The sequence below is a fragment of the Lederbergia citrisecunda genome (genome assembly GCF_018343695.1).
Taxonomy (GTDB): domain Bacteria; phylum Bacillota; class Bacilli; order Bacillales; family Bacillaceae_C; genus Lederbergia; species Lederbergia citrisecunda.
Window position 1 is genome coordinate 307766 of the sequence record NZ_JAGYPJ010000001.1, and the last position, 25318, is coordinate 333083.

The 25318-nt window shown below is 35.7% G+C and carries 25 protein-coding genes and 1 pseudogene; 15 read left to right on the forward strand and 11 right to left on the reverse strand.

Features of this window, described 5'->3' with window-relative positions; genetic code table 11:
* Window positions 1–30: 30 nt before the first annotated feature.
* A complete protein-coding gene (locus KHA93_RS01470; protein WP_213109100.1) occupies window positions 31–540 on the reverse strand; it encodes an FUSC family protein in 510 nt (169 codons plus the stop codon).
* 909 nt (window positions 541–1449) lie between these two features.
* Between KHA93_RS01470 and ltrA the strand changes: the two genes are divergently transcribed.
* On the forward strand, window positions 1450–2715 hold the full coding sequence (gene ltrA / locus KHA93_RS01475) for a group II intron reverse transcriptase/maturase (RefSeq protein WP_213109101.1): 1266 nt from the start codon (window positions 1450–1452) through the stop codon (window positions 2713–2715).
* A 99-nt stretch (window positions 2716–2814) separates the two neighbouring features.
* On the opposite strand, the gene KHA93_RS01480 is transcribed toward ltrA, so the two are convergent.
* From KHA93_RS01480 to KHA93_RS01490, 3 genes and pseudogenes are all read right to left on the reverse strand, one after another.
* Entirely contained in the window at window positions 2815–3639 is an 825-nt protein-coding gene (locus KHA93_RS01480) for a TrmH family RNA methyltransferase (protein ID WP_213109102.1), read from the reverse strand.
* 34 nt (window positions 3640–3673) lie between these two features.
* Window positions 3674–3886, reverse strand: a complete 213-nt coding sequence (locus KHA93_RS01485) for a DUF3006 domain-containing protein (RefSeq protein WP_213109103.1) — start codon at window positions 3884–3886, stop codon at window positions 3674–3676.
* A 312-nt stretch (window positions 3887–4198) separates the two neighbouring features.
* Window positions 4199–5026 (reverse strand): annotated as a pseudogene (locus KHA93_RS01490) (ComEC/Rec2 family competence protein); the annotation flags it as partial.
* 176 nt (window positions 5027–5202) lie between these two features.
* On the opposite strand from KHA93_RS01490, the gene KHA93_RS01495 reads away from it, so the two are divergent.
* Window positions 5203–5370: a protein YkzP gene (locus KHA93_RS01495; RefSeq protein ID WP_213109104.1), complete on the forward strand. Its 168-nt coding sequence runs from the start codon at window positions 5203–5205 to the stop codon at window positions 5368–5370.
* A complete protein-coding gene (locus KHA93_RS01500) occupies window positions 5363–5503 on the forward strand; it encodes a hypothetical protein (protein WP_213113098.1) in 141 nt (46 codons plus the stop codon). The genes KHA93_RS01495 and KHA93_RS01500 overlap by 8 nt, the downstream gene beginning before the upstream one ends.
* Window positions 5504–5538: 35 nt before the next feature.
* Here KHA93_RS01500 and KHA93_RS01505 read toward each other — a convergent pair whose 3' ends face one another.
* Window positions 5539–6102 (reverse strand): beta-class carbonic anhydrase, encoded by a 564-nt coding sequence (locus tag KHA93_RS01505; protein ID WP_213109105.1) that lies wholly within the window; start codon window positions 6100–6102, stop codon window positions 5539–5541.
* A 319-nt stretch (window positions 6103–6421) separates the two neighbouring features.
* Between KHA93_RS01505 and KHA93_RS01510 the strand changes: the two genes are divergently transcribed.
* The gene (locus KHA93_RS01510; RefSeq protein ID WP_213109106.1) at window positions 6422–6952 is read left to right on the forward strand and encodes an NfeD family protein; all 531 of its coding nucleotides are present in this window, start codon (window positions 6422–6424) and stop codon (window positions 6950–6952) included.
* Window positions 6953–6980: 28 nt separating this feature from the next.
* Window positions 6981–8522: a flotillin lipid rafts scaffold protein FloT gene (gene floT / locus KHA93_RS01515; protein ID WP_213112724.1), complete on the forward strand. Its 1542-nt coding sequence runs from the start codon at window positions 6981–6983 to the stop codon at window positions 8520–8522.
* Window positions 8523–9382: 860 nt separating this feature from the next.
* On the opposite strand, the gene mreBH is transcribed toward floT, so the two are convergent.
* The gene (gene mreBH / locus KHA93_RS01520; RefSeq protein WP_213109107.1) at window positions 9383–10390 is read right to left on the reverse strand and encodes a rod-share determining protein MreBH; all 1008 of its coding nucleotides are present in this window, start codon (window positions 10388–10390) and stop codon (window positions 9383–9385) included.
* Window positions 10391–10735: 345 nt separating this feature from the next.
* On the opposite strand from mreBH, the gene KHA93_RS01525 reads away from it, so the two are divergent.
* Window positions 10736–11602, forward strand: coding sequence for a protein-glutamine gamma-glutamyltransferase (locus KHA93_RS01525; protein WP_213109108.1), 867 nt, complete (start codon window positions 10736–10738; stop codon window positions 11600–11602).
* 29 nt (window positions 11603–11631) lie between these two features.
* Here KHA93_RS01525 and KHA93_RS01530 read toward each other — a convergent pair whose 3' ends face one another.
* Window positions 11632–12153, reverse strand: coding sequence for an acyl-CoA thioesterase (locus KHA93_RS01530; RefSeq protein ID WP_213109109.1), 522 nt, complete (start codon window positions 12151–12153; stop codon window positions 11632–11634).
* 202 nt (window positions 12154–12355) lie between these two features.
* On the opposite strand from KHA93_RS01530, the gene KHA93_RS01535 reads away from it, so the two are divergent.
* On the forward strand, window positions 12356–12643 hold the full coding sequence (locus KHA93_RS01535) for a hypothetical protein (protein WP_213109110.1): 288 nt from the start codon (window positions 12356–12358) through the stop codon (window positions 12641–12643).
* Between the two features lie 48 nt (window positions 12644–12691).
* Here the strand turns inward: KHA93_RS01535 and KHA93_RS01540 are convergent, their stop codons facing one another.
* The 3 genes from KHA93_RS01540 to KHA93_RS01550 form a co-directional block, all read right to left on the reverse strand.
* A complete protein-coding gene (locus KHA93_RS01540) occupies window positions 12692–13924 on the reverse strand; it encodes an aminopeptidase (RefSeq protein WP_213109111.1) in 1233 nt (410 codons plus the stop codon).
* Window positions 13925–14025: 101 nt separating this feature from the next.
* Window positions 14026–15045, reverse strand: a complete 1020-nt coding sequence (locus KHA93_RS01545; protein WP_213109112.1) for a metal ABC transporter solute-binding protein, Zn/Mn family — start codon at window positions 15043–15045, stop codon at window positions 14026–14028.
* Window positions 15046–15163: 118 nt separating this feature from the next.
* Complete coding sequence (locus KHA93_RS01550) at window positions 15164–16348, reverse strand: GTP-binding protein (protein ID WP_213109113.1); 1185 nt, start codon at window positions 16346–16348, stop codon at window positions 15164–15166.
* Between the two features lie 217 nt (window positions 16349–16565).
* Here KHA93_RS01550 and KHA93_RS01555 point away from each other — a divergent pair, with 217 nt between their 5' ends.
* The 5 genes from KHA93_RS01555 (at window position 16566) to KHA93_RS01575 (ending at window position 21457) form a co-directional block, all read left to right on the forward strand.
* Window positions 16566–17447, forward strand: coding sequence for a permease (locus KHA93_RS01555; RefSeq protein ID WP_213109114.1), 882 nt, complete (start codon window positions 16566–16568; stop codon window positions 17445–17447).
* Between the two features lie 18 nt (window positions 17448–17465).
* A complete protein-coding gene (locus KHA93_RS01560) occupies window positions 17466–18302 on the forward strand; it encodes a TIGR03943 family putative permease subunit (protein WP_213112725.1) in 837 nt (278 codons plus the stop codon).
* Between the two features lie 112 nt (window positions 18303–18414).
* Window positions 18415–19383 (forward strand): CobW family GTP-binding protein, encoded by a 969-nt coding sequence (locus KHA93_RS01565; RefSeq protein ID WP_213109115.1) that lies wholly within the window; start codon window positions 18415–18417, stop codon window positions 19381–19383.
* Between the two features lie 39 nt (window positions 19384–19422).
* Complete coding sequence (locus KHA93_RS01570) at window positions 19423–20427, forward strand: permease (RefSeq protein ID WP_213109116.1); 1005 nt, start codon at window positions 19423–19425, stop codon at window positions 20425–20427.
* Between the two features lie 10 nt (window positions 20428–20437).
* The gene (locus KHA93_RS01575) at window positions 20438–21457 is read left to right on the forward strand and encodes a TIGR03943 family putative permease subunit (RefSeq protein ID WP_213109117.1); all 1020 of its coding nucleotides are present in this window, start codon (window positions 20438–20440) and stop codon (window positions 21455–21457) included.
* A 206-nt stretch (window positions 21458–21663) separates the two neighbouring features.
* On the opposite strand, the gene KHA93_RS01580 is transcribed toward KHA93_RS01575, so the two are convergent.
* Window positions 21664–22341, reverse strand: coding sequence for a helix-turn-helix domain-containing protein (locus KHA93_RS01580; RefSeq protein WP_213109118.1), 678 nt, complete (start codon window positions 22339–22341; stop codon window positions 21664–21666).
* A gap of 124 nt (window positions 22342–22465) precedes the next feature.
* Between KHA93_RS01580 and ytaF the strand changes: the two genes are divergently transcribed.
* The 3 genes from ytaF to KHA93_RS01595 all read left to right on the forward strand — a co-directional run bounded on the left by ytaF (window position 22466) and on the right by KHA93_RS01595 (window position 25316).
* A complete protein-coding gene (gene ytaF / locus KHA93_RS01585) occupies window positions 22466–23110 on the forward strand; it encodes a sporulation membrane protein YtaF (RefSeq protein ID WP_213109119.1) in 645 nt (214 codons plus the stop codon).
* Between the two features lie 551 nt (window positions 23111–23661).
* Window positions 23662–24591, forward strand: coding sequence for an LCP family glycopolymer transferase (locus KHA93_RS01590; RefSeq protein WP_213109120.1), 930 nt, complete (start codon window positions 23662–23664; stop codon window positions 24589–24591).
* Between the two features lie 71 nt (window positions 24592–24662).
* Window positions 24663–25316 (forward strand): DUF1232 domain-containing protein, encoded by a 654-nt coding sequence (locus tag KHA93_RS01595; protein WP_213109121.1) that lies wholly within the window; start codon window positions 24663–24665, stop codon window positions 25314–25316.
* Window positions 25317–25318 lie beyond the last annotated feature (2 nt).

Consider the following 25318-nt stretch of genomic DNA (forward strand, 5'->3'; position numbering starts at 1 on the left):
TTTATGTATATACTCAAATACAATGTTCTATTAAGCATTAGTATTTGATGAATGTTTTTTTAAATATTTCTCAATGATTTTGAACCAAACTAATTGAATTAATACTGTAACAATTACACCAATAATAGTATCTCTCATTCTGTCTACTGCATAATGTTTCGATTGGTGTTCAAATACAAAGACAAATAAAATTGTAATTGCAACATGGTGAGTTACAATTTTGTCAAATTTTAAACACTTTGTAATAAAGCATCCAATTAATATTAATAGTCCTAAGTTTAAACCGTTTCTTTTAACATGACTTGCAATTAGTACAGTAACAAGAATACCAATTATCGTTCCAATTACACGTTTTATAGATATGTTGACCGAATTATTGAGTGTTGCTTGGAGACATAATATTACCGATAGTGGGGCTAAGTAGGGATGATCAGAACCTAGTAGTTTTGCAATTTCCCAAGATACAGTAGAACCTATTGCTATTTTCCATATTAGAATAGAATAATTATCATTCAAAGTACTGTGATTTATTGTTTTCATGTTCACCTCATAATAAATTAGCTTTACTATAATATGTGTTGTATGAGGCTTTTTACGCATTATTAATTATTTTTGTTTTGAAAAAAAAACAATATATTTCAGTGATGTTAAATGGTAAGAGTGCTTAGTTATACAGGATCCTTTTGAAAAAAAATTTGAAGTTGTTGAAATGAAAGTTATCATTGTTTACTGTTCTGCAAGCGTACTGGATGACAACAAATTAGTAATTTTTTTTCTTTGGGAAAGGGACTGGGGCTTAATTGAAGGAAGGAGATTTATGTTAGTTTGTTTTCTGAAAATATAAGACTAAAGGGATATCGAATATTAGCCTAGCTCTAACTAAAAGAAGAGCAAGGGTGCATTCTCGCTCCCTTGCCATTTTGTGTGCCAGGCATGTTCATCAACTAGACGGTGAAAGTCCGTTATGGGCGTAGGGATATGCGAACCATTAGTCGAAGGCAAGGGTGTCCACGGCGACGTGGAATCTGAAGGAAGCTCTAGGCAAATCCTCGGTCTGAGGTATACGAATCACATTCGAGGTTATTATTTCAGGATGAGTCTGCAAAACAAGATAAAGTCCAAAATATCCCCAGATGAAATAATAATAAATGTGGCAGATATATGAGGAGAAAGTTGATGTACTTACCCTGGGAGATCTCTTAGTACCTCGTACAAGAGAACCTATTCAGCGATGAATAGTTGAACTAAGAGAAGTCAGCAGATGTCGTAGTACCAACACATAGAGTTGGGAAGGACGGAACGAAAGGAGAGACTATGTTAGGGTCATTTACGAGATAACCATGACACAGCCAACCTCTAGGACTATTGAGAGGCAGAATGTTCGGAAAACAGGAGCACCCTCAATAGAGTGGAGTTATCCTCGTACAACCCCCATAACATAGGAACAGTATGCAATTTACTAAAACTCTGATAGAGATAATTCTAGATAGAGATAATCTAAACCAAGCCTTTGAAAGGGTTAGAAGAAACAAAGGAGCAGCAGGAGTCGATGCGAAAGATATTGAAGCTACTCGCCATTATTTAAAGGAAAATGGTGCGGAAATTATCCAATTAATTAAAGCTGGAAAATATAAACCTCAGCCTGTTAGAAGAGTTCAAATACCAAAGCCCAACGGTGGAATTCGAAACTTAGGAATTCCTACTGTAACTGACAGGGTCTTTCAACAAGCGATAGTTCAAGCTCTAACTCCAATATTCGAACCGCAGTTTAGTCAATATAGCTATGGATTTAGACCGAATAAAAGTGCTCATCAAGCCATTGAGCAAGCTAGACAATACATTGAGAATGGCTACAACTTCGTCGTAGACATAGACCTGGAGAAATTCTTTGACAGAGTCCAACATGACAAACTGATGTCCCTTGTGGCAAAGTCCATTACAGACAAGCCTGCTTTGAAACTAATTAGACGGTATCTTCAAGCAGGAGTCATGGAAAACGGAGTGGTTACAGTTAATCGAGAAGGAACACCGCAAGGTGGTCCACTAAGTCCTCTTCTAAGTAATATCATTCTTAATGAATTGGATAAAGAACTGGAGAAGCGCGGACACAGGTTTGTCAGGTACGCAGATGATTGTAATATCTACGTTAAAACTCAAAAGGCTGGAGAAAGAGTTAAGAAAGGTATTACAGAGTTCATTGAAAAGAAACTAAAGCTCAAGGTTAATGAAGAGAAAAGTGCAGTGGGAAAGCCGAGGGCACGTGTATTCTTAGGAGTGAGTTTCTACAAAATTAAGAAGCATACGAGGGTATATGTGCCTAAGAAATCAAAGAAGAGGTTTGAAGATAAGTTAAAGAGACTAACCAATCGTAATTGGGGAGTAAGTATGGAGTATCGAATTGTGCGACTTAATCAGTTAATCCAAGGATGGGGCAACTATTTTAAAATCGGCGATATAAAGAAATACGCAAAACTTTTAGATGCGCATATCCGAAGAAGATTAAGAGCATGTCGCTGGAAGGAATGGAAGAAAACTCATACAAAATACAAGAACCTTATAAAGTTAGGCATTTCAAGAAAGGAAGCTTGGAGGAATTCCAACTCAAGGAAAGGTTATTGGAGAATATCTAAATCTCCTTACCTAGATATAGCTTTAAACAAGGAATATTGGCAACAATTAGGATTGAAATCTCTATCATCAATTGTAAATTCATAAACTTTCGAACCGCCGTATACCGAACGGTACGTACGGTGGTGTGAGAGGTCGGCGCCGTGAGGCGCCTCCTACTCGATTTGTTTGAATAACCTAACTACCTCAATACCCTAACTGCCTTTGTCGACTGACTTCGTAAAGCATAATTGAAGTAGCGCATGCGACATTAAATGACGAAGCTGATCCATACATAGGAATGTTAATCATACGGTCGCAGATGTCTTTGTAAAAATGACTAAGTCCCTGTGTCTCATTTCCAACGAGAAGAATAGTCGGCTTTGAAAAATCGCAATAATAGATTTCTTCACTTCCTGTTGCGCTTGTTCCGACTATTTGTAATTCGGGATATGTTTGTCTTAATGAATCTGCCCAGTTTTTCACCTCGTTGGGTGAAGATATTCGAATCGTTGGTACATTGAAAAATGATCCCATTGTAGCTCGGATTGTTTCAGGGTCGTATAAATCGACAGCATGACCGGTCATAATTAAACCTTGGCAACCAAGCGCATCGCAGGAACGAATTATTGAACCAAGATTACCCCTGTTAGATGGTCTATCAAATACAACAATTAACATTTTTTCACTTACTGGAATACGAGAAAAATCATCTTCAGGAATCGCGACGATTGCAATCAATTCTGAAGTATCTTCTTTATCACTGATTTTTTCCATTAGATTGGCTTGTAATTCATAATGAATTTCAGCGTTAGATTGTGCTAATATATTCTTTCCCCAATTGGATAACGGTTTTTGTGGAGAATATAGATACGCCCTAATATCCCAATTATTGTTAATCGCTTCATTAATATTCCTTACGCCTTCAACAAAAAACTCTTTATATTTATGTCGTTTATTACGATTTTTCTTTATAACCTCGAACTTTTGGAAATCATTATTTTCATTATTAACGCTTATAATCTTAGGCAATTTTAATATCTCCTTCAATTAAACTTCGTCTTTCTTAATCCTCCCAAACATCATCCATGAGCTTCTCAATTTCTTTTCTTAATTGTTCGGTTTCAGTTTTAAGAATCCTTACTTTATCACCTTTGATTTCTACAACATCACCTGAAACTGCTTCCTTTGGGAACATGGATTTTTCAAAATCCTGCGTTTCTCCATCAATTTCTACTACAACCCATTCACCTTCAAATCGATCGATGATTCCCCGCATGTTTTCACTTCCTTATTTTGGAGTAAATGATGTTTGAGTTTTATAGGTCTTTCCTTTATAAGTAGCTGAAATATCTACTTTTACTGCAAATCCTTTTGTTGCTCGACTTATTTTTACAGGAAGTTTTTCACCAGCTATTCCATAATAAGTCGTTTTTGTACTTTTGTAATTAAATACTGCTGTATATTTCGTTCCTTTTGGAAGTCCATTCACAGTTAAATAAATCGTTGAATACTGCTTAGGTGTTTTATTATCTAGACTAGCTGTCAGTTTGTAATTTGTATTTGGTAAGGGATCTTTTACTTGACTTGGTTTCGCATTGATTTTTATTGTATTTCCATCAGATGTAGCAGTAATGGTGCCGGATAAATCAGTACGATAAATGTTTGCTTTTACTGCTGAGAGTCTCTTTAACGTTTCAGAAGTTGGATGCTTATATCTATTTCCCTTTCCAACACTAATCACAGCATATTTTGGTTTAACAATATTTAAAAATTCACTTGTCGAAGCTTCTTTGGCACCGTGGTGACTTACTTTCAATACGTCTACTTTAGTCAATACTTTTTTGGAAATCAAATCTTTTTCGCCTTTTGATTCGATATCCCCAGTAAACAAGAATGTGTTTTTATTGTATTTTACATGCAAAACGGCACTCCAGTTATTTAAATCACTTGTCGAGTAGCTTTTTACAGGTGCTAGGAATGATGCTGCAACGGACTTATCTTTTAAAGGTAATTTTACTCCAGAAGCAGCAGTTTTTATTTTGTAATTTTTTTTCTTTACAGCATTTAAGAAATCTTTATACGCTTGTGTAGTATGAGACACTTTAGGTGCGTAAATATGGTCTACTTTAAATGCATTGATCACTTCATCCAAACCGCCGATATGGTCTGCATCAGGATGAGTAGCAACCATGTAATTGATTGTTTTGACATTTTGCTTTTTCAAGTAGGCAACGACATCATGACCCTTTGCCCGATTTCCTGCATCAATGAGAATATTTTCCCCTTGAGGTGTTTTAATAAAAATAGAGTCTCCTTGTCCAACATCAATAAAGTGTACAACTAAATTTTTGGAAGCAGCATATGTAACATTTTGCACGAAAAATAGTGAAAAAAATAATGCTGCGACCATCCCCATTATACCGATTTTACGTCTCAATTTTTTTCCTCCCAGTATCTTTTGCTTTTTCTATTATAAATCGTTTTTCTTATTTTGAAATACTATATTGGGGGAAAATGCATTTTTATACGGATAAAAACGATAGAATCGGAGGAAACTATTGCTGATTTTATCATAATGGGAGTGATGAATTGATGGTGAAAAGAAAAGCGGCAAGAAATGCTGTTGAAAAGTATGCTAAAACCCCGAAGAAAAACATAGAGGAATCGGATTATACCGCTGAATTCGCTGAAGGAGAAGACCCGATGAAAGGTGCCAATCATAATTCAAAAATCGGCAGAAAAGGAAAAGGGAATGGATAAAAAGCAACAAAGTAAAAATATAGAAGAATTCGGAATGGAAATGGGAGACATTAATGCAATTAAATTTTATGAACTCCAAGCAGGTAACAACGAAAACAAGCATAAAAAGACGGAGAAAAAAGATAAATCATAAAGGTGGAGTCCAAATGCTGGCTCCACCTTTACTATTTAACGTTTATAACCATCTACAACAAGATCTAATTTACCAGTCTCCGGATTAATAACTAATCCGTGAACAGGAACTTCATCCGCCATGAGCGGGTGACTACGAATCATATCGACACTGTGTTTAACACTGTCCTCCACACTATCAAAACCTTCAAGCCATTTATTAAGATCAATGCCCGAATTTTTAATAATGTCCAATGTTTCTTTTTCGATTCCACGTTCCGTTATTTTTTCCAACATTTTTTCCCCATCGAGAACACTCATTCCACAATCATGATGTCCGATAACATACACTTCATCTGCTTGCAATTCATAAACCGCGATCAATAAGCTACGCATAATACTACCAAATGGATGTGAAAGAATCGCTCCTGCATTTTTTACGACTTTGACATCGCCATTTTTCATATTCGTTGCTTTATGTAAAAGCTCAATTAGACGTGTGTCCATACATGTCAAAATGACAAGTTTTTTATCGGGGAATTTTGTTGTCGTATACTGCTCATATAATTTTTCATCGACAAACGTTTTGTTATACTCAAGAATTTCTGAAAGTAATGTCATTTCTACAGCTCCTTTTATTTCTGTATATCTGGAAACTATATAAAATTACGATTAATTTTTCAAGAACTAGTTCCCAACTAACGCTAACAGCCTTTTTAACGAAAGCAAAATATACGCTCATATTTTCATTAAAAGACAGTAGATAACGCTAATGATTTTATTTTACAGAAATAAATAGAAACAAAAAAGTAATAACTTCCGAAAATCTTTGGAAATTATGAAACTTTCTTGTAATAATTAGCGTATAAGATATGGAGGGAGGAGGAAGAAAGCGAGCACGCATTGTTGGAAAAAAAAACAATGTAAAGGGATGATGGGGATGACTTTGTTTGGTATGTCGTTTGAAACAATCTATCTTATTTTGCTCATTGTTTCCGGAAGTTTAACCATTCTTTATTTATTTTTTGGTGATGTTCTGGAAGGAGTGGGGGAAGCTACTGATTTTTTAAACCCTGTTTTAATATTGGCCTTTATAACATTTTTTTCTGCAGGGGGATATATTTTAGAAAAAGTTACAACCCTTAATAGCTTCCTCATAATTGCAATTGCAGCTATTGTATCTGCATTATTGGATGTACTTTTAAATGTATTTGTACTCGTTCCGATGAAATCAGCAGAACAATCATTAAGCTATACCGAAAAATCGCTGGAAGGGCGAGTGGGAAAAACGATTATTTCCATCCCACAACAAGGTTTTGGAGAAGTCGTAATAGAAAGTTACAGCGGGATGATTTCAAAGCCTGCGGCAAGTTTTGAGGATACTCCGATCCCGGAAGGGTCAGAAGTACTTGTCATTGAAGTGAAAAATGGAGTTTTATATGTAATGCCATATAAACCAAATTTTAAATAATGCCTAAGGGGGAAGAAGTATGTCAGGTATGCCAGTTGAAATAATGATTGTCGGTGGTATCGTTCTTTTTATTATTATTGCTTTAATTGGTGTGTTTGTTTCGAAATATAGAACTGCGGGACCAGACGAAGCCTTGATTGTAACAGGAAGTTATTTAGGTGGAAGAAATGTTCACGTTGATGAAGCTGGGAATAAAATAAAAATCATCCGTGGTGGCGGTACGTTTGTATTGCCTGTGTTCCAACAAGCACAACCATTAAGTTTATTATCAAGTAAACTTGAAGTTACTACTCCTGAGGTTTATACGGAGCAGGGTGTTCCAGTAATGGCTGACGGAACAGCCATTATTAAAATCGGCGGTTCCATAGGTGAGATTGCCACAGCTGCAGAACAATTCCTTGGTAAAACAAAGGAAGATAGAGAAACTGAAGCGAAGGAAGTATTGGAAGGGCATTTGCGTTCCATCCTTGGCTCCATGACTGTTGAAGAAATTTATAAAAACCGTGATAAATTTTCACAAGAGGTTCAACGTGTAGCGTCCCAAGACCTTGCAAAAATGGGCTTAATCATTGTTTCCTTTACAATAAAAGAAGTTCGCGATAAAAATGGTTATCTTGACTCACTTGGTAAACCTCGTATAGCGCAAGTGAAACGAGATGCCGACATTGCAACAGCCGATGCAGATAAGGAAACACGCATTAAACGTGCTGAAGCAGCAAAAGAAGCGAAGAAAGCTGAACTAGAGCGGGCAACAGAAATCGCAGAAGCTGAAAAAGTAAATCAATTGAAAATGGCAGAATTCCGCCGTGAGCAAGATATCGCGCGTGCGAATGCTGACCAAGCGTATGATCTTGAAACAGCACGTGCAAAGCAAGAAGTTACTGAACACGAAATGCAAATCAAAATTATTGAGCGCCAAAAGCAAATCGAGCTTGAAGAAAGAGAAATTAAGCGCCGTGAGTTACAATATGATGCAGAAGTGAAGAAAAAAGCAGACGCCGATCGTTATTCAGTTGAGCAGGCTGCAACAGCTGAAAAAGTGAAGCAAATGGCTGAGGCAGATGCTCATCAATATCGTGTTGAGGCAACGGCAAAAGCTGACGCAGAAAGAGTTCGTCTTGATGGTGTAGCTAAAGCCGAAGCACAAAGAGCACAAGGGGTTTCTGAAGCCGAAGTTATTCGCTTGAAAGGTCTTGCAGAAGCGGAAGCTAAGCAGAAGGTAGCAGAAGCGTTCGAACAGTTCGGTCAAGCTGCCGTTCTCGATATGGTCTTAAAAATGCTTCCTGAATATGCGAAGCAAGTTGCAGCTCCACTTGGCAACATCGATAAAATCACTGTCGTCGATACAGGTAGTAATGGTGAAGGCGGTGCTAATAAAGTGACTGGCTATGCAACCAATTTAATGGCAACTATGCAAGAATCGTTAAAAGCATCTTCTGGAATCGATGTACGCGAGTTACTGGAAAACTTATCCGGAAAACATAATGTTCGTGAGAGTATTGATGCGTTAACTTATGAATTAAGCGAAAAAAATAATAACGAAGAAACTAAAGAAGGCGAACCAGTTTAAGAATAGCAAAAAATTTTAAAGGTTTCGTTCTCCGATCGATGGATCGAGGACGAAACCTTTTTTTTTGAACTGAATATCGATTGAGAGCGAATCGGAACAGAAAGCGTGAAAATCAATGAATAATGTCTCGATTGAGAGTGAATCGGGAAAGAAAGTGTGAATGTTAATGAATAATGTCTCGATTGAGAGTGAATCGGGACAGAAAGCGTGAAAATCAATGAATAATGTCTCGATTGAGAGCGAATCGGGACAGAAAATGTGAATATCAATGAATAGTGTCTTGATTGAAAGAGAATCGAGACAAAAAGTGTGAATTTCAATGATTTGTGTCTCGATTGAGAGCGAATCGGAACAGAAAGCGTGAAATCAATGAATAATGTCTCGATTCAGAGTGAATCGGGAAAGAAAGTGTAAATGTTAATGAATAATGTCTCGATTGAGAGTGAATCGGGACAGAAAGCGTGAAAATCAATGAATAATGTCTCGATTGAGAGCGAATCGGGACAGAACGTGTGAAATTCAATGAATAGTGTCTCGATTGAGAGCGAATCAGGACAGAAAATGTGAATATCAATGAATAGTCTCCTGATTGAGAGAGAATCGAGACAAAAAGTGTGAATGTTAATGAATAATGTCTCGATTAAGAGAGAATCGGGACAGAAAGCACATATTACTCAAGTTAGCGTCTCAATCGCAACCGAATCTATGTAGAGCACATAGAACTTAGATAAAGCACTATATTTGTCCAATTGAATCATTTCATCTGTCCAGAAATCATTTTATCCCGAGTTCGAATCCTCTCACATACCCTAAATTCCAAATGAGCCGTTGAGTTCAAAGTTCTACTCAGGGGCACAACCTTATTTAGAAGCTTTCTGCAATTTATTGATAAATTTTAGAGCCCGACCAGTTCCAATTGCGACCGATTCTAGAGGATTTGGTGCGATATGAACAGGAACGATGATTTCTTTACTTAGCCATTCTTGCAATCCATTCAATAGGGAACCTCCACCAGTAAGAACAACTCCACGATCAACAATATCACCACTAAGTTCAGCTGGTGAATTTTCTAAAGTGGCACGAATAGCTTCTAAAATATGAAGCAATGATTCTCTTAAAGCATTTTGAATTTCATAGGAACTTAGTGAGACGGTTTTAGGTAATCCAGTTAGTAAATCTCTCCCTCTCACATCCATATGCTGTTCAGGATGATCAATTAATGCATAGCCGATTTCCATTTTGATTTTTTCGGCCGTAGATTCACCAATTAATAAATTATAATTTTTTCGAATATGTTGGATAATATTTTCATCAAATAAATCTCCGCCGATCCGAACAGTGTTACACGTTACAACACCGCCGTACGAGATGATGGCCACTTCTGTCGTTCCACCACCTATATCTACAATGACATTTGCTACAGGTTCTTCTACAGGAAGGTCTGCACCAATTGCTGCAGCTACGGGTTCTTCTATAAGATGTACATTTTTTGCACCACATGATTTAACCGCGTCGTGGATAGCTCTACGTTCTACAGAAGTCGCGCCTGATGGTGTACAAACGACTACATCTGGCTTTCTCAATGCAAAACCTATATTCTTTCCGGCTTTTTTCATCACTTCTCTTAAAAGTTGACTTGTAATATCAAAATCAGCTATGACACCGTCGCGCAAAGGTCTTACTGCTACAATACTCCCAGGAGTTTTTCCAATCATACTTTTTGCTTCTGAACCAACTGCCAACACTCTTTTCGTTTCTGTATTCACAGCTACAACTGACGGTTCATTTAAAATAATTCCTTTGTTTTTCGTGTATACAAGTACATTTGCTGTACCTAAATCAATTCCAATTTCTGAATTTGAAAACATATTTATCACCATACCTTTGTTTTTTTAAAAGCATACAATTATGTACAGTTTTCCATAAGTATAGACAATTTTTTTGTAGATTGCTTGTAGTAGAATATGGAAGATGAAGGATTGTTACAGAGGAACACTCGATAACGGTTGATATATAAAGGAATGGAAAAAGAGAGAAGTAAGTGCTGTTATGAAAACTTAACTATTCTGTAAAGAAATATCATGAAGACAGATAATTCATAACTATGATTACGCAAAGGTGAACCGATTACTTTTTTGTTTTGTCATATAGAAAGGTAGCTCAAATACAATAGGTAATAGTGTAAATATTCTTACCTTGAAATGAGGGAGATTATGATACAGATATCGGGGATGCCGTTTCAACAAAGTGACGCTTGGCCAAAAGGTAGTATTGAAAGTGACATTATTCAAAGAATGCAAGATGATTCGGCCGTTTATTTGTATAAATCTATCGATGAACTAACATTTGAAATCAAGTTAAGAAAAAACATCATAGAAGGTGCAATCGTCATGGATCAAGGCGATGCTGAATTTGCGAGTTTCGAAAAATCTTATTGTAATCCCGAATACTGGAATTTGACGTATGTTGGTGGTTTTCAATTGAGGTCTGATGTAAAACCATCTGAAGCCATTCTAGACATTTATAAGAATAGCTCACTATATGCGTATGAATGTTCAACGGGAATGATAATTATCTATTATTATGCTGTTCTAAGAAGTATAGGTGAACATTTATTTAATCAGCTATTCCAAAATATTTATTTATATAGCTGGCATTCCGATTCTGATCTTGGGATTCATAGTATTCATTCTGATCATTTCATACCCGGAGATGTTGTCTATTTTCAAAATCCTGACGTCGATCCGGAAATGTCATGGTGGAGAGGAGAAAATGCTGTAGATCTCGGAGATGGTACTTTTTTTGGACATGGATTAGGAATTAATAACGCAGTAGACATGATTAATGCACTAAATGAAAAGAGAAAACCTGGGAGCATTCAATCAGCTTATCTAACTAACTCTGTTGCAAGACCGTCTTTTAAGCATTTGGCGCATTTATCAAAGATACAACGAAGTTATTCTGCCTATAAATTTCAACATTTCGTTATACATCATAATGAAAGTTCGATATCATTTTATAAATACTTACAATACTTAAAAATGTTTTATCATCAAATGACCAATATGAATCCCATATAAAAGTAAACAAAGCTGCCATTTTAGGCAGCTTATTCTTCGTTAATATGATTGGAAAAGAACGTAGCAAGATCTTTACTCTCTTGTTTGCGTATTTTTCGATGGGAGGCTCTAGAATTTGCCGTTTCATTAAGCCATTTTTCTTCTTCCGTTTCGGGGATAACTTGCGGAACTGGAGTGGGATTTCCATTTTCATCCAAAGCGACAAACGTTAAAAATGAAAGGGCTGCAATTGATTTTTCACCCGTTAATAAGTGCTCGGATGTTACTTTTACAAAAACCTCCATTGAACTACGTCCTGTCCATGTGACCATTGCTTTTAAAGTAACTGCATCACCAATTCGAATGGGTTTAATAAAATCAACGGAATCAGTGGATGCCGTAACTACTAAGTTTCGGGCAAATTTTATAGCTGCAATTGATGCAACATCATCAATATATGACATTAATTTTCCTCCAAATAACGTTCCAAGATGGTTGGCATCTGGTGGAAAAACATGACTTGTCTTAATCGTTATTGAATCTTTCATAAATTTCTCAATTGGCGTTTCCATGTAATTCACCTCATAACAATAGATTGTCTCATTTAGTATACCACTGTTTAATCATTCGATAGCACAATGCAGAAAAAGAGGTTTATTAGGTAAAAAATAGGGTATATTAGTTCCATAAAAGTATGGATTCTGTTCCTCAAAGTTATTGCCGTCAACGTTTGTACAACTACAATTAACCATTCTTGGGGAGGAATGATGCTTTATGGATAAAGGGTTGAGAAGAATTAGATGTAATCCAGATGGATCGATTCTATTCAAACGTTGGAATAACACTCTTGTCGTCAAAGGAAAGTTTGATGCGATTTTTGAAACAGCAAGTGGTTATGAACAAACTGCTGGGGAACGGAAGGAGTATTATGCTGAACTACTTGAAGAGATGATGAGAGAAGCAGATTCACTTGATCATTTACATGTGGTGGGTTTAGATACGAATCAAATTGATTATAGGGAATATAGAAATAACGGTTGGGAAACAGAACTGCAGTATTAAATAGTAAGAGTCTGGAAAATTTCCCAGACTCTTTTTTTCATTATCTAATTAAAACGCCCAATCTCCATTTCGGAAAATAGGTTCAGCTACGCCTTCATCAGTAATTCCGTCGATATCCATTTCTGCTGAACCAATCATGAAATCGACATGTGTAATACTTGAGTTTAAGCCTTTTTCGGCAAGCTCTTCTTGTGACATTTTTTTGCCGCCATCTAAGCAAAATGCATACGCACTTCCAATTGCAAGGTGGTTCGAAGCATTTTCATCAAATAAAGTATTATAAAATAAAATATTTGATTGAGAAATTGGCGAGTTATGTGGGACGAGTGCCACTTCACCAAGATAATGCGAGCCTTCGTCTGTTTCAACGAGCTTCTTTAAAATTTCTTCGCCTTCCTTAGCTTTTACATCAACAATTCGACCATTTTCAAAAGTAATTGTAAATTCATCAATGATATTGCCCGCATAGCTTAAAGGCTTTGTACTTGATACAAATCCATTTACACCATCTTTATGTGGAACGGTAAAAACTTCTTCAGTAGGCATATTGGCCATAAATTCATTGCCTTGTTCATTAATACTACCTGCTCCAGCCCATAGATGTCCTTCAGGCAATTCTATTGTTAAATCTGTGCCTGGTGCAGTATAGTGAAGTTTTTTATAACGCTTGTTATTTAAGTAGTCAACTTTCTCGTGTAGTGTTTCATCATGCTCTTTCCATACTTCAATTGGATTGTCCAAATCAGCTCTAGTTGCTGTAAAAATGGCATCCCACAGTTTTGAGATTTGTTCTTCTGAATCTGCGTCAGGGAAAACTTTAGCAGCCCAATCTTTTGAAGGTGTAGCAATGACTGTCCAACTTACTTTATCCGATTGTATGTATTGGCGATATTTTTCCATTGCTTTGCCGGCAGCCTTTTGGAAATCAGCGATTCTCTGAGGATTGACGCCTTTCATTAAGTCAGGGCCGGAAGAGACGACAGACATAAAAGCAGCTCCATTTTCAGCAAGCTCTTCCACCTCTTTGGCACGCCAAATAGGGTATTCTTTGAACACTTCATCTGGAGCAAGGTCATATTTTAGTCTTGAAACAACATCATCATTCCAATTGACTATTACATTTTTAGCTCCAGCTTCGTACGCTTTTTTTACAACTAAACGAATGAATTCTGCATTATCAATTGCTGAATTAATAGCAAGAGTCTGTCCTTTTTGAATATTTACTCCTACTTTAACAGCGAGGTCTGCATACTTTTCAAGTGTTTCTTGAAATTTGGTCATGACAATTCTCCTTTAGCATTATTCTTACTTGTTTATTTTACCAAGCAATGGAAGGAAAGCCAATTGAGATACAAAAAAAATCCAAAGCACTAGGCTTTGGACTATTTAGATAAAATCTTCTTTAAGGTATCTAGATTTTTATTCATAATACTAAAATAGTCTTCATTATTTTTTAGATCATTCTCTGTAATATATTCCAAGTTATGCAATGTAACTGGAGTTGTTCTTGTTTCTTTTTTAACGACATCAGCTACTTTTGTTACTGGATTTTGATCGTAAATAATATAGGCAATATTGTGCTCTTTAGCTGTTTCAATAATGGTTTGCAACTGTTTTTGAGATGGTTCATTTTCAGGACTTAATCCAGAGATGCTAATTTGCTTAAGACCGTATCGATGTTCCCAGTATCCATAGGAAGCATGTGAAACTAATATCTCTTTATGATCAGCTGCTTCAACTGTTTTCTGCAATTCTTGATCTAATTGTTCTAGTTTTTGTTTTACTTCTTGGAAATTCTTTTCAAAATCGTCTTTTGCAGATGGCATTGCTTCGGTAAGAGCATCTTTAATATTTTCAGCCATTTTTATGGCATTGATAGGATCTAGCCAAATATGTGGATCTTTGTCGTGATGATGGTCATCATGTCCAACTTCTGCATGATCATGATCATCGTGATCAGCTTTGTCATCATCATGATCCGCTTCATCGTGCTCGTGGTCGTGATCATCATGTCCACTTAATAATTCAACACCATTTGAAGCTTCTATCATCGTTACTTTTTCTTTTGACAACGAGCTTTTCGTTTTATCTATAAATGGTTCAAGGCCAGCCCCATTAAAAATGATAAAGTCAGCATCTGCAATATCCATCATCGTTCTCATCGTTGGTTCGAATGTATGGGCATCAGCCCCAGCAGGATATACACTTTTCACTTCGACATGTTTTCCACCGATTTTCTTCGTGAAATCTTCAATCGGATAGATCGTTGTGAAGATAGTTAATGTATTATCATCATTTTTGTTTACTGTTTGATCTGTTTTGTTCGATGGGCTTGTATTACAACCACCCAAAAAAGCAGCAGTAAGCAAAAGAATAGTAAAGTAAATTGATTTGATTTTCATAAATATTTTCCTTTCTTAATAAAAAATCATAATCTATGAAAGATTCCTAATATCACATTATATAAGTTTAATACACCTTGAATATATTAAACGGAATCATTACGATTTGCAAGGTATATTAAGCGAAATATGTGAAAGAGGGGAGAGGGTCATATATTTTTTTCCAGTCCGCAAGCATTTCATCATCAGTTAATAAGCATTTGTCCAATTGACTTTCGATTAGATTTCTATCCATTTCTATTCCAATGAATACGAGTTCTATCATTCGATCACCGTATGTTGCATCCCAATTATCCAATAATTCCGGTTTTTCTTCGAAAATGATGGCACGCTCATTTTCTGGGTATGCTGCAATCCAATGACCGGCAGCTTGGACAGTAATGGATGTTCCAGCCTGTGAAAGTAGTACTGCCATATCATTTCTAGTAGCAAGCCAGAAAAAACCTTTTGCACGAATAACTTCTACTGGCCATTCTTCTAGCCATTGATTTAATCTCTCGGGATGAAATGGTCGTTTTCTTCTATATACAAATGAAGAAATGCCATATTCTTCTGTTTCTGGAACATGTTCTTCATTCAATTCTTTTATCCAGCCAGCTGCTTGACTAGCTTTTTCAAAATCAAAAGCTTGTGTGTTTAATAGGTCTTTTAGAGGGACATTTCCGTATGATGTTTGAATCAATTTGGCTTCAGGATTTAATATTTTCAGCACACGTGAAAGTTCTTCAGCATCTTCTTTTTCTAAAAGATCCGTCTTATTTAATACGATGACGTTGGCAAATTCAATTTGATCGATTAATAGGTCAACAACTTCTCTTTCATCTGTATCATTCATCCCGACATTACGATCGAGTAGACTTTCGCCAGATGAAAAATCTGTCCAGAAACGATTGGCATCAACAACGGTCACCATTGTATCCAATCTGCATTTACTTGTTAAATCTATTCCCAATTCCTCATCTATATACGTAAATGTTTGTGCGACGGGAATCGGCTCACTTATACCAGTTGATTCAATAACGATATAATCGATATTTCCTGATTCAACCAATTTTTCAACTTCAATCATTAAGTCTTCACGCAAAGTACAACAGATACAGCCATTTTGCAGTTCAACGAGTTTTTCTTCTGTTCTTCGAAATCCACCAGAATGAATAAGATCTCCATCAATATTAATTTCACTCATATCATTGACGATGACCGCAATGCGAAGTCCATCTCTATTATGTAAAATATGATTGAGAAGAGTTGTTTTTCCAGCTCCTAAATATCCACTTAACACAGTAACAGGTATTTTTTTCATAAATTCTCCTTTGTTAAATCGTAATCATTACGATTTGTATCGTATAATAAAAAAATTAAATTGGCAAGTTATATTTTTATTTTATGGACTTAACATTCTTTTATGAATGATAATCTAAAAAAATTAAGCGGTAACGGAAAATATTCACATTTTGCTATTTAGATAATTTTGTTTTAATAATATAAGCATAGAGTTGAACTTTTGAGGAGTAAAAATTATGTCCAGCCAACTTTTTTTACAATTTAACACCATTTTTATTAGTATTTTAATAGAGTCATTACCTTTTATTATGTTAGCAGTTATTATTTCAGGTTTAATTCAAGTATTTGTAACGGATGAAATGATGGCAAAAGTAATTCCGAAAAATCGCTTTCTTTCTGTTTTATCGGCTACTTCACTCGGCGCTATATTTCCTGCCTGCGAGTGTGGGATTATTCCAATTGCACGTAGATTAATGGCTAAGGGGGTTCCACTTCATGCAGCTGTTGCATTTATGCTCACTGGTCCTGTTATTAATCCCGTCGTATTGTTTTCTACGTATGTTGCATTCGGAAATAGTTGGAAGATGGCTTTATACCGTGGTGGACTTTCGTTTATAGTTGCATTGTTAGTAGGATTTATCCTTTCCTTTCAATTCAAGGATTCACAATTAAAGCATATGTTAAATCGCCAAGTACCTTTACAAAATGTACCGAAGAGTAAGAAAGTACTTAGTACTTTAAAACATATGATTGATGAGTTTTTCACTGTAGGAAAATATTTAATATTAGGTGCATTGATTGCTGCGGCTATGCAAACTTTTATGAAAACATCCACATTGACAGCGATTGGCCATGGTGAATATTCGTCATCATTAGTAATGATGGGCTTGGCATATATATTGTCACTATGCTCTTCAGCAGATGCATTTATTGCTGCTTCATTTAGAAGCACATTTTCTACAGGTGCTTTGATTGCCTTTTTAGTGTTCGGAGCAAAATTTGATATAAAAAATACATTAATGATGTTAGGAGTTTTCAAAACAAAATTCGTCTTTTTCCTATTCATCTATACAGCTATTTTAGTATTCCTTGGTTCACTCTTAATACCAAATTTATAAAGAGGGGAGCATTTATTGATGCTTCGATGCTGGATCTTGCTTGGCTTTTCATTCCTTTTTATGCATTTGCATGCAACAGGTAACATCTCTAAGTATATTAATTTGAAATATTCATCTCTATCTTTTATAGCTATCTTTGTTTTTCTTTTCTTTATGCTCGTTCAGTTATATCTCACGATGAGAGATGGGAAAGATGACGAGGAGTTGAATGATATATGCGGTTGTGGGATTGACCATTCACAGGACGGGAAGTCGTGGAAAGAAAAACTTAGCTATCCCATTTTTATTTTTCCGATTATAACAGCTCTATTTCTTCCAATTGCCACTTTGGATTCCAATATTGTAGCGGCAAAAGGATTTAATTTTGAAGTGTATAATGATCATGATCCGTATAGTACTCATCAGTTTTTAGAACCTGACACGAGTATATTTTATGGTCAGGAAGGCTTCGAAGAGCTTATGGAGGAAGCTATGGGGCAGTTTGGAAGTAAAGATAAATTAATATTAAATGATCCAGATTTCCTTTTAGGTATGGAAACAATCTATAAAAATCCAGGATATTTTATTGGGAAAACAATTGGTTTTAAAGGATTCACCTATATTGATAAAGAAACGGATCAAGTTTTCTTATTTCGGTTCGGAATGATTCACTGTGTGGCTGATTCTGGCGTATTTGGAATGCTTTTGGAACTGCCAAAAGGGGAAGAATTTTTTAACGACGAATGGCTTGAAGTAGAAGGAACGATGGACTCTATCTATTACCAGCCTTTCAAAAAAACCATTCCTATCTTAAAAGTGAATAAACTAAATAAAATAGAGGAACCGAAAGATCCTTATGTTTACAGGGTTTATTAAGCTATTATTCATTAATAATCAAATTGTAATATATGAAATGTGATAATATGCTAGGATACAAACATAGAATAGATACAGATGAAATAATAGTCAACCATTATGGAGTGATACGATGAAAAACGAGAAGAGGGTTCCTGTTTTTGTATTAAGTGGTTTTCTTGGAAGTGGAAAGACGACTGTCTTATTGAAGATGCTTGAACATTGCAAGAATAAAGGATGGCTACCGGGGATCATCCTTAATGAACTTGGAGAAGCCAATGTAGAAAGTCATTTGTTTGAAAATGAAAAGGTATTTGAGTTATTAAATGGTTGTATTTGTTGTACAATCCAGGATGATTTAAAAGAAACAATGAACCAGCTAATAGTGGAAATGGAAAAACAACCTATAGATATTTTATTTATTGAAGGAACCGGAGTTGCGAATCCATTGGAAATCCAAGAAGTCTTGTTAAGCAGCCAATATATAAACCAGTTTGAATTAATGTCAATTATTACAGTGTTGGATGCTAGTCATTACTTAGAATATCAAAGCATCTTTTCAAGTTCTAGCGAAGTCCGTAACTTGATGAAAGAACAAACCGTTTGCGGAAGCCTTTTATTTTTAAACAAAACCGATTTAATTCCTTCGGGGCAACTTGAGAAAATCAAACAAAGAATTACGAAAATAGCAGGACATGAAAAAGTAATGATAGAAGGTGTGTATGGACAAATAGATCCAGAAGTACTTTTCGAAAAGCGAATCCAATCCGTATTAATTGGAAACAGTCATTCAGAAGACGAACATCACCCTCATCACCATCATCATTCAACTGTTCAAGCAATTAAGTTGGAGAATGTTCCACCATTAAAACAAAAAACATTTGAAAAATGGCTGAAACAGCTACCTACTAATGTGCTAAGAGGAAAGGGATTCATTGAAAGTGAAGGATCTGAGCAAATAGTTAGTTTTCAGTATGCATCAAAAAAAGCGGAATTTATGCCAGTTCCAAAATCTTTGAATCGAAAACCAATCATTATTTTAATTGGTATGGGACTGGATGAGAATCAGATTCGTGACCATTGGAAGCAATTAGTAAAGTAGTGAGTAGAGTGTAAAAATGACTATGATTGGAGTTTATTTATGCGGGGACAAGGAAGTGTATGGCTAAAAGAAGGGACGGGCTTACTACTCATAGGAGTGCTCCTATTTTTATTTCTATTTGCGGAGTTTACACAAATACAAGACTCTATTCCTAAAAGTTTATTGAATGTAAATACTATTTTCCTGAGTATCGTATTAGAGGCATTGCCATTCGTACTGCTCGGGGTGTTTGTTTCAGCATTAATACAAACTTTTGTAGCAGAGGAAACGGTTCAGAAATTCATACCTAAGAATCCTTTAGTCGCTATTGTCCCAGCAGCTATTTTAAGTGCAATCTTTCCTGTGTGTGAATGTGCCATCATTCCAGTTGTGAGAAGATTGATGAAAAAAGGGATGCCATTGCACATTGGGGTTATTTTCATCGTTGGGGCACCTATATTAAACCCAATCGTATTTGCCGCTACGTATTATGCCTTTCAAACAACGCCAAGCATCGCGTATGCCCGAATGGGATTAGCATTCGTTCTTGCAATTGTAATCGGAGGCATAACGTATGCTTTTTTTCGGAATCGTGATCAATTAAAGTGGACAACAGAAGAGCTGTTGGACAGGCCTGTGGAATCAAGTGGACAGGAGACAAATAAGCTAAAATCGACATTTTACCATGCTAGCGATGAATTTTTTGATATGGGAAAATATTTGATTATGGGGGCTATGATTGCAAGTTTATTTCAGACGTTCTTCGACCGAAGTGTATTAATTAGCATGGGTACGAGTGACACTGCTTCACCTCTTATCATGATGGGTTTCGGGTTTATTTTATCGCTTTGTTCGGAAGCAGATGCCTTTGTAGCGTCTTCGTTTGCACATACATTTTCTACAGGTTCGCTTCTTGCATTTCTAGTATTTGGACCGATGTTAGATTTGAAGAATACGATCATGATGTTTGCGTACTTCCGTGCTAAATTTGTCATCGGCTTTATGGTGATTGTCACGGTATCTGTTTATGCGATAATTTTAATCTATCAATATTTGTTTTTGTGAGGTGCCTATAATGCCAAAGGAACGTGATTATAGTTTCCATGTTTACCTGCGAGGGATTATTTTAATCGGTTTTTTCCTTGTGATTTTTAAACTATTAATAACTGGAAATATCCAACATTTTATTGCGCCTAAAATGGTCCCATTTTCTTATTTTTCAATTGCTGTTTTGTTTATTTTAGGAGTTATCCAAATTTGGAGAAGTGGCTCAAAGAATAAAGAAGAACTGTATTGTAATTGTGGATTTGACCATAATCAAAACGGATCACCTTTCCAAACGTTTCTAATTTATTCAATATTTATTTTGCCTGTACTGACTGGATTATTGTTTCCAATTAATACTCTTGATAGTGCTGTTGCTGCAAAAAGGGGAATAAAATATGGATCTGGTTTATATACCCAGCCACCTGATATCAATACTGACAGCTCCTTAGATATATCAAAAGCTGAAGAATATTTGGATGATCCAGAAGGCTATATGGCAAAGCTAGATGAAAAAGCTGAAGATCAATCTAATGATGGGTTAGACGAAAGCAATGAAGGAATTGAAACGAATTTGGAAGGAAACAGTGGACTAGGAACGAATCAGGATGGAAGTAATATATTGATCATGACGTCAGAAGATCAAGAGAAGTTGAAGGATGAGCTGTTAAAAAGCGAAAAAATTGTGGTGGACGATGACCAATACCTCGCTATTCTAAACATAATTCATGAAAACCCTAGTTTATTTATTGGAAAAGAAATTGAGATCGTCGGATTTGCATATAAAGAGCCCGACTTTGAAAATGATCAATTTGTTGTTGCGCGATTCGGAGTATCTTGCTGTATTGCAGATGCGTCTGTTTATGGAATCGTATCAACTATGGATGGACCTGACAGTATAGAAGAGGATCAATGGGTCAGAGCAACTGGAAAGTTATCGACAACAACAATGAACGAATGGGAGCTTCCTTTCTTGAAAATCACGGACGTTGAGAAAATTAAAGAGCCTGAAAATCCATACGTGTATGAATATTATACACCGCTAAGCTAATGAAAAAGATGTGCCATTCTTCAATGAAGCACATCTTTTTTCCTTTTAATTAGGCTATTTTCGTATGGGTTGTTACTTTATTGACCTAATGATTAAAGTTTGGATGGAATTTACTATAATCATCTACACAGTCTTAATTTTTGTGTTCAAAATCAATAGATATCTTTTATAGTCCTTCAAAACGACTATCTTTATGAAAACAGCCTTTAATTATTATCACCATTTTCCATATATTTTTCTTTAAGTTTTGAAACGCGCTCTGCAACAATCTGTACAGCAATCGCATCATCTAAATATCCAAATGGAAAAACGTAATCAGGTATAATATCCGTTGACAAAATAAAATATAGAATTGCACTCCCTATGATCGATCGTATTTCCTGTGAGGTTTGTTCATTAAGATAAATTTGATGCATTTTTTTCAACTCATTAATAAAAGGTCCTGCTCCTCTAACTTGTTCCACTTTCGTTTCAAACTCTTCGCGAATCCTTTGTTCTCCTTCTTCTGTAAGGGCGTATTGTTCATATTTTGCTAGCTCTTGATGTACTTGATCTATTTTAAAAGTATCTCCTAAAAAGTTAGAAGATATGAGAACTCCGTGTATAGTATCGATTGATTCGTACATATCAGAATCAACCGGATTATTTTCATTTATTTCAACATCAAAGCCTGAGGCTTGCAGTAGTACTGCCATAGGTACTCCTAAATGGTGTGCAAACTGTTGTAAGTGATATGGTCTCGGCTGTTGTCTATTATTTGCTATTCGTGAAATGGTAGCTGTGTCAATTCCTGTTAGATCACTAAGCTTCCTCATCGTAATAGAACGCTTTTTTAACAAAGATTTGATTAAAGTCCCGAAATTTTCAGTCCCGTCCTTTGACATAAATAATCCCTCCTTTCAGTATTAATATGATGTGTTGAATAATTGTCAACAGATTTGTAGTGGATAAGCACATTTAATCAATTTGGATAGTAACATGTTAAAAAAATATAAGGAGTGTTTATTCATGACGATTTGGGCAACATGGCTTATCATTTTAGCTTTTGCTGTTTCATCAAGCATAGACAATTTAGGGGTAGGAATTTCTTATGGTATTCGAAAAATACACATCCGTACAGGTCCCAACTGTATGATTGCTGTAATCTGTTTTCTTTTTAGTATGGCGGGTATTTCGTTCGGGATATGGCTTTCAAAAATTCTTCCTGGTATGCTTCCAGTGATCTTTGGGTCGTTTTTATTGTTTGTAATCGGGCTTAGGATCATATTATTGGCAACCCCACGCAAAAAAGGAAATGAAAAAGAGGTTATTACATCTGATAAGCAACCTAAAGGGATTGAAAGTATACTAAAAAATCCCGAGTTGGCTGATATCGATAAGTCAGGAGAAATCGGGTGGGGTGAAGCTATTCTTCTCGGAGTTGCATTATCAGCCAATGCACTTACAAATGGCCTAGGTGCAGGATTATTAGGTTTATCTCCCCTTGCTATTTCGATAACTGCGGCAATTGGAAGTTTCATCAGTGTTTGGGCAGGAGTAAATGTAGGGGCTAAATTAGCAAACGTGCGGATTGGCAAATTTACAGTGGGGCAGTTTGGAACCGTATTAAGCGGAGCTATTATTTTAGTCATTGCTTTTACTGCGTTCTTTTAATATGGGGGGGTGGCCTAAACCTTATAAGCGTTTCTATATTTTAATACAATAAGATAAGTTTATGCTAAAAAGGTCATTTGTTCAGGGGGAACGAATGACCTTCATTATTTGTCTTCAGATGAATTACTGAAAAATAAGATCAAGGGTTAAGTCTAGAAAAAAAACTGTATGGACTATTACTAAAAAGATTGCCTGTTTTGTATATTTATCCACCCTATTTCACCTCCAGAAAGTCTCTTTTGATTTCATCATTTTGATTTAAGAACTTCCCTGATATTATTTTTTTTATTATATTGCTATAGCTGAAAAATGATGTATGTTTATTTCCCAAAAAGTTGAAAAAATAACCTTAGAGTTGCCAAAAATGCAACAATGTAAGTATTTAAAATCATCATAAAATGTTTATTTTCAACAAGTAATCTGAGTTATAGATGAATAAATGCTGAGTTTATTATAAGAATATCACATTGACAAAATGTCAACATGATGTGTATTCTTATATATAATGTTAGATGCAAAGAGGCATCTTATTGGAAAGAAGGTAACCATTGATGGAGAGGCAAGTACATAAAAAGAATAAAAAAGGTTTTAAAATTTTATTAGTTACTTTGCTTGTGCTTATTTCTGGTATAGTCACTTACGGATATTCAATTTACAAAAACGTAAATAAAGCGGCGAATACAGTTCACAGTCCCATTGATCGTACTCCGACAGTAAAGCGAGAATCGGATTTATCTTTATTAAAGAGGGATCCATTTTCCGTGCTCGTACTTGGTATTGACGAGGAGGCAGGAGATAAAGGGCGATCCGATTCTATGATTATGATTACTGTGAATCCCGAAAAAAAGTCAATGGAGATGCTAAGTATTCCACGTGATACACGTACTGAAATTGTCGGCAAAGGGTTTGATGACAAGATTAATCATGCCTATGCATTTGGTGGTGTTAAGATGTCCATGAATACAGTGGAGAAGTTCCTTGATATTCCGATAGATTATTATGTAAAGCTGAACATGCAAGGGTTTAAAGATATCGTAGAGGCTATCGGCGGTGTAACTGTGAATAATGATCTTGATTTTTCTGTAGGTAAAAATCATTTTCCAGTAGGTCAGATAAGCTTGAATGGGAAAGAAGCATTAGACTTTGTCCGGATGCGCAAACAAGATCCACGTGGAGATTTTGGTCGTCAAATGCGTCAACGTCTTGTTATCCAAGACGTAATGAATAAAGCCGCTAATATTTCAACGCTATGGAAATACACTGGTATACTAGAGGCGTTGACTAATAATGTTGAAACAAACATTTCCTTTGATGAAATGAAGGATATGCAAAAATATTACGGGGACGTACCTCAAAACGTTGAACAAATTCAAATGGAAGGAACAGGCGAGATAATCGACAACATTTGGTATTTCATTGTTTCAGAAGAAGAGCAATCAAAAATTCAAACACAATTAAAAGAACATATGAAAATAATGTAAATACATTTTTTTACAGAGAGATTCAATGCGTGATAAATTTATATAAAATAAGTCGGAAAGGAAAATAGAACATGTCTGAGATAGATAAAAATAATAAACTCGGCTTGTTGTTAAGGGGTTTATTAAAAAAGCATGCATGGTCAATGAGGAGATTTAGTGAACTAACTGAAATTGATACAGCGACAATCTCGAGAATCATTAATGGTAAGCGAAAAGCCAATTTACAGCATTTAGAGAGATTTGCAGAATGTTTAAACGTTCCATTGGCTGAGCTATTCGAAGCAGCGGGCTATTCAATTGATCAAAAGCAAGAGGAGACTCAATCTGATATTCAGAAGTCTGTTGATTTGATTCAGGATTTTCTAGAAACATCTAACTTATATGATAATCAGTTTTCAATAGCAAATGTTGAACAGAAGTTAACAAGTTATAGCCAGTATTCACAAACCGAAGAGGGACGAGACACGATTCATAATGATTTTGATGAAAAAGTAAAAAAAGTAGGTAGCATTGGACCGTTTATTAATCATTTAAAGGATTTATTTGAGAAGTTTCGAGTTAAAAAAGGTACTCCATATCAGCTAGCAATAATTGGAGGAGTCTTGTTATACTTTATCATCCCAGTTGATGTTATTCCGGATTACATCTTTCCAATTGGCTATTTAGATGACGCTATGGCTGTTAATATCGTTTTAAATTTACTTTCAAATGAAAAACAACTATGAAT

Coding starts and splice junctions, on each gene's coding strand:
- KHA93_RS01470 (WP_213109100.1), bottom strand. CDS start 540: ATGAAAACAATAAATCACAGTACTTTGAATGATAATTATTCTATTCTA.
- KHA93_RS01525 (WP_213109108.1), top strand. CDS start 10,736: ATGATACAGATATCGGGGATGCCGTTTCAACAAAGTGACGCTTGGCCA.
- KHA93_RS01545 (WP_213109112.1), bottom strand. CDS start 15,045: ATGAAAATCAAATCAATTTACTTTACTATTCTTTTGCTTACTGCTGCT.
- KHA93_RS01500 (WP_213113098.1), top strand. CDS start 5,363: ATGGATAAAAAGCAACAAAGTAAAAATATAGAAGAATTCGGAATGGAA.
- KHA93_RS01570 (WP_213109116.1), top strand. CDS start 19,423: ATGCGGGGACAAGGAAGTGTATGGCTAAAAGAAGGGACGGGCTTACTA.
- ytaF (WP_213109119.1), top strand. CDS start 22,466: ATGACGATTTGGGCAACATGGCTTATCATTTTAGCTTTTGCTGTTTCA.
- KHA93_RS01530 (WP_213109109.1), bottom strand. CDS start 12,153: ATGGAAACGCCAATTGAGAAATTTATGAAAGATTCAATAACGATTAAG.
- ltrA (WP_213109101.1), top strand. CDS start 1,450: ATGCAATTTACTAAAACTCTGATAGAGATAATTCTAGATAGAGATAAT.
- KHA93_RS01595 (WP_213109121.1), top strand. CDS start 24,663: ATGTCTGAGATAGATAAAAATAATAAACTCGGCTTGTTGTTAAGGGGT.
- floT (WP_213112724.1), top strand. CDS start 6,981: ATGCCAGTTGAAATAATGATTGTCGGTGGTATCGTTCTTTTTATTATT.
- KHA93_RS01495 (WP_213109104.1), top strand. CDS start 5,203: ATGGTGAAAAGAAAAGCGGCAAGAAATGCTGTTGAAAAGTATGCTAAA.
- KHA93_RS01580 (WP_213109118.1), bottom strand. CDS start 22,341: ATGTCAAAGGACGGGACTGAAAATTTCGGGACTTTAATCAAATCTTTG.
- mreBH (WP_213109107.1), bottom strand. CDS start 10,390: ATGTTTTCAAATTCAGAAATTGGAATTGATTTAGGTACAGCAAATGTA.
- KHA93_RS01590 (WP_213109120.1), top strand. CDS start 23,662: ATGGAGAGGCAAGTACATAAAAAGAATAAAAAAGGTTTTAAAATTTTA.
- KHA93_RS01560 (WP_213112725.1), top strand. CDS start 17,466: ATGCTTCGATGCTGGATCTTGCTTGGCTTTTCATTCCTTTTTATGCAT.
- KHA93_RS01505 (WP_213109105.1), bottom strand. CDS start 6,102: ATGACATTACTTTCAGAAATTCTTGAGTATAACAAAACGTTTGTCGAT.
- KHA93_RS01540 (WP_213109111.1), bottom strand. CDS start 13,924: ATGACCAAATTTCAAGAAACACTTGAAAAGTATGCAGACCTCGCTGTT.
- KHA93_RS01565 (WP_213109115.1), top strand. CDS start 18,415: ATGAAAAACGAGAAGAGGGTTCCTGTTTTTGTATTAAGTGGTTTTCTT.
- KHA93_RS01555 (WP_213109114.1), top strand. CDS start 16,566: ATGTCCAGCCAACTTTTTTTACAATTTAACACCATTTTTATTAGTATT.
- KHA93_RS01575 (WP_213109117.1), top strand. CDS start 20,438: ATGCCAAAGGAACGTGATTATAGTTTCCATGTTTACCTGCGAGGGATT.
- KHA93_RS01510 (WP_213109106.1), top strand. CDS start 6,422: ATGACTTTGTTTGGTATGTCGTTTGAAACAATCTATCTTATTTTGCTC.
- KHA93_RS01535 (WP_213109110.1), top strand. CDS start 12,356: ATGGATAAAGGGTTGAGAAGAATTAGATGTAATCCAGATGGATCGATT.
- KHA93_RS01550 (WP_213109113.1), bottom strand. CDS start 16,348: ATGAAAAAAATACCTGTTACTGTGTTAAGTGGATATTTAGGAGCTGGA.
- KHA93_RS01485 (WP_213109103.1), bottom strand. CDS start 3,886: ATGCGGGGAATCATCGATCGATTTGAAGGTGAATGGGTTGTAGTAGAA.